Annotated in this window: 2 protein-coding genes and 1 pseudogene; all 3 read right to left on the bottom strand. The window is 40.1% G+C overall.

Annotated elements, in window-relative coordinates; translation table 11 throughout:
* Positions 1-293 (bottom strand): transglycosylase SLT domain-containing protein (locus PVV69_RS09470; RefSeq protein WP_273757304.1); only part of this gene is annotated, 293 nt, incomplete at its 3' end.
* A complete protein-coding gene (locus PVV69_RS09465) occupies positions 286-2,412 on the bottom strand; it encodes a glycine zipper family protein (RefSeq protein WP_273757303.1) in 2,127 nt (708 codons plus the stop codon). The genes PVV69_RS09470 and PVV69_RS09465, both read right to left, overlap by 8 nt.
* An 8-nt stretch (positions 2,413-2,420) precedes the next feature.
* Positions 2,421-3,267 (bottom strand): annotated as a pseudogene (locus PVV69_RS09460) (hypothetical protein); the annotation flags it as partial.

Here is a 3,267-nt window from a genome sequence, read left to right as displayed (position 1 = left end):
GCCTCTGTTGGTGCTCTCCCCAAAACACGGCTTAAATGGTTACGATTGTCCCGTGTGAACCGACCCATCGCATCAGCTGCTTGTATGGGGTCAAAACGGTCTTGTAAGCCATATTGCTTGGCGGTGCTGTCTATAAACTGATACAGACCACCAGCAGAAGAACGTGGATTCCTTGCATTGGGATTGCCACCACTTTCCACTTGCGCAACACGGTATAAATAGCTTTCCGGCAAGCCATACCGCGCCGCTGCTTGACGTATCGCTTGATCAACTGAAGGATTATATCTAGCCATAGATTTTGCTCCTTGCAAATCTGCCAGCTTCTCCTGCCGCTGCCGAAGAAACAAAATGCCAGAAACGTTCATTACCAATTCCTGCTTTATGTAATCGTATAAATCTTTGTACCATTTGAGCAACTTCCTGTTGACTCATCCCCTTAACGCCAAAAGTTGCTAATTTCGCTATATCACGGTCAAGTATTTGTCTTTCTTTTTGAGGCAATTTCCTAATCGTATCAGATAAAATATTTTGTATAACTTTCGCCCCAGCACGTGCTGTACTAACTTTTCCGTACGGAATATTAACACCTGTTAGAGGAGAAGCCTCTGGCGTTCCTTGAAATGGCTTTAGTGCTCTTTGCGCCGCATCTTCATAAAATCTTTCATCATCTACAGCTTTCCTCAACGCTTTAATGTTTTTAGGATTTAAAGACCTGCTAAGATTTTTAGACATGCTACCTGTTTGTAAAATATTCGAAAGTCTATTAACAGGGCGGGATCTTTTTAATATCTCATCGATATAATCCCTCATCCCTACGCGATAGGTATTGAGACCATCTGGCATTGCTCCTTTACGAAGACCTTCTGCTATTGTTGCTCCAGAAACATCTCTCTGTACAATGTTTTTGCCTTGTTCTATCGCTTCTTGAAAACCTTTATATTTTTCTACACTAGCCCGCGCTGCTTTATAGGTAGGAGAAATTTCGTCCGTTATCTTTACCAAATTGTTCTTAATCAATTGGTACCCTGAAGACTTTTGATTATCACCAAAATTTTTATACTTTTCAATTAATTCATCTAGACTTTTCTTAGTTTGATCTAATAACTCCATTGTGGGCTTATAGTTAAGATGGCTAAAATTTTTATCATAAAATCGTTGAGCAATTGCTTTGCGTGGGTCCCCTTCTAAGATATCAACTGCTTCTTTAAGGGCATCTTGAAACCATTTATTTTTGAAAAGCCTATTTAGAGCCGGATAATGTCTTTTCGCGATTGGAGTTTGCATCGCTTGTACATAAAGATCTGTATATTCTCTTTCTCCTTGCTCTTTAAGCAACCTTTTTAAAACTTTCGTATCTTGGAGAGGTGTAATGTTTTCATCTGCCGATTGACCAATACGGCGGATAGCATTCTGCACCCTTTCTCCATGAGCATGTTTCAAAAGTTCAGAAACGCGCGTATTTGTTTTCCCCATATTAGCAAGTGATACTTCTAAATTCGGACTAATGTCTGTCAAAAATGCATGACGCGGCGCACTTGCAAGGCGTTCTGCAACATTCTCAACACCATCATCATATAATGTTTTTGCAACTTCCCTAACTGCTTTGGTTTGAACGTCTTTATGAGCAGGATTTAAATACCCTCTTAAAAAAGGAATATGTTGCAATCCATGTCCCGCTTTTCTTACCCCCCAAGAAGCTCCTGTACCAACAAGAGAACCAACAGGACCAGCAACAGCTCCAATACCACCACCAATCCCTGCCGAAGTAAGGCGGTCATAAAGACCATCTCCTGCTCCAGAACCATGCAAAGCACCAGAACCTGCTCCTAAAATTGCCGCTTTACCAAGATTTCCAAATGTTGACGCCGCAGAACCTACTCTCAAAAATCCAAGAGCAGGGATTAATGATGCTACTGTTGGGACAATTGAACCAAGAGTATAACCGATAGAAGATAATATTGGGTGTTTCTTTTCTAAGGCTTTTTGGTAAGCACGTTCCTTGGCTACCCGTCTATTATAGACCTCTTCTGCCCTTTTATCGCCACGCCAATAATCTGTAAAACCTGCTTCATTCGCCGCTTGTAGCTCATCACTATAACCTGCAAAAAAACCAGAAGCACCATGACTCCTTAGTGCATCCCACCACGTAAGATCTTTATCATCAAATGAAAAATCATCTGTTGTAGGTTGTGAATTAAATAATGTTTCTTGAGTATTTGAAATATCTTGAGCTGGACCAATTACCGTTGCGCTTCTAGCCCATTCAGGTAAAAGTGATTTATCATAATTTTTATATTCAGGATAACCTGTCGTTGTTTGAAGATCTGATATATCTCGAGGTAGACCAATTACCGTTGCACTCCTAGCCCATTCGGGTAAAAGTGATTTATCATAATTTTTATATTCAGACATAGCACAACCTATTTTATTACAGGAACCACTTTACCATTTGTATTAACAACCCAAAATTTTGCTCCTTGTGGTAGAGATTCAAACTCTTCTGCACTTTTCACTACGTGTGCATTCGCGCTACCTCCTTGTGACATTCGCGAATCTATAGAATGCTGCGCGCTACTTCCAAATGCTTCATCCACATCCGCAGCTGTTATGTTATCATTCATCAAAATAGCTATTTGAGAATCTGTCGCTTTGTTATAAATCTCCTGTAAACGTTGCAAATTCTTTATAAGATCCTCAGGAGATGAACTCTGTTGCAAAGCACCATAAACACTTTCTAATGTCTTACCTTCCCTATCAGTCAAATTCCCCAATCCTGAAGCGCCATTAGGTGAAAGTGCTTTAATCCGCTCTAACTTATGAAGCATCACTCCTCCCCTGATAGCTTCAAGATGATTTTTCAAACGTGATGCTGGCGTATTCCACAAATACTGTAAAAATTGACCAATCGCACCTGTAGATGCTTTAGGATTTTTCTTAAGTATCTCAAGTGCTTCATTTATCGTATATGCTGTACTCTCTCTCATAATTTTGGCATCTACTATTTGTAATTTTTTCAACTGTTCACGCTGTTGTATTTCGTTATACGCCTTACTACCTTTGATAACCTTTGCTTCATACTCTCCAGTTTGAGGATTGAAAATACGCTGGTAATCTGGAGAAAGTTTAGGTTTATCATCCCCTGTCAACAGTGCACTAAGCATTTGAGGATTACTTGCCATAACCCGCGCTTCTTCTTCACTGTAGCCTTTAGACTTCAGATATTCGACCGTTTGATTAACTTGTCCTCTTTGTTTATCCCCTGCATGA

This window comes from Bartonella sp. MM73XJBT (genome assembly GCF_028618465.1).
Lineage (GTDB): Bacteria > Pseudomonadota > Alphaproteobacteria > Rhizobiales > Rhizobiaceae > Bartonella.
This window is presented reverse-complemented; position numbering and strand designations above follow the sequence as displayed.

Excerpts from the sequence above, each read along its gene's own strand:
- PVV69_RS09465 (WP_273757303.1), bottom strand. The coding sequence starts at position 2,412 with ATGTCTGAATATAAAAATTATGATAAATCACTTTTACCCGAATGGGCT.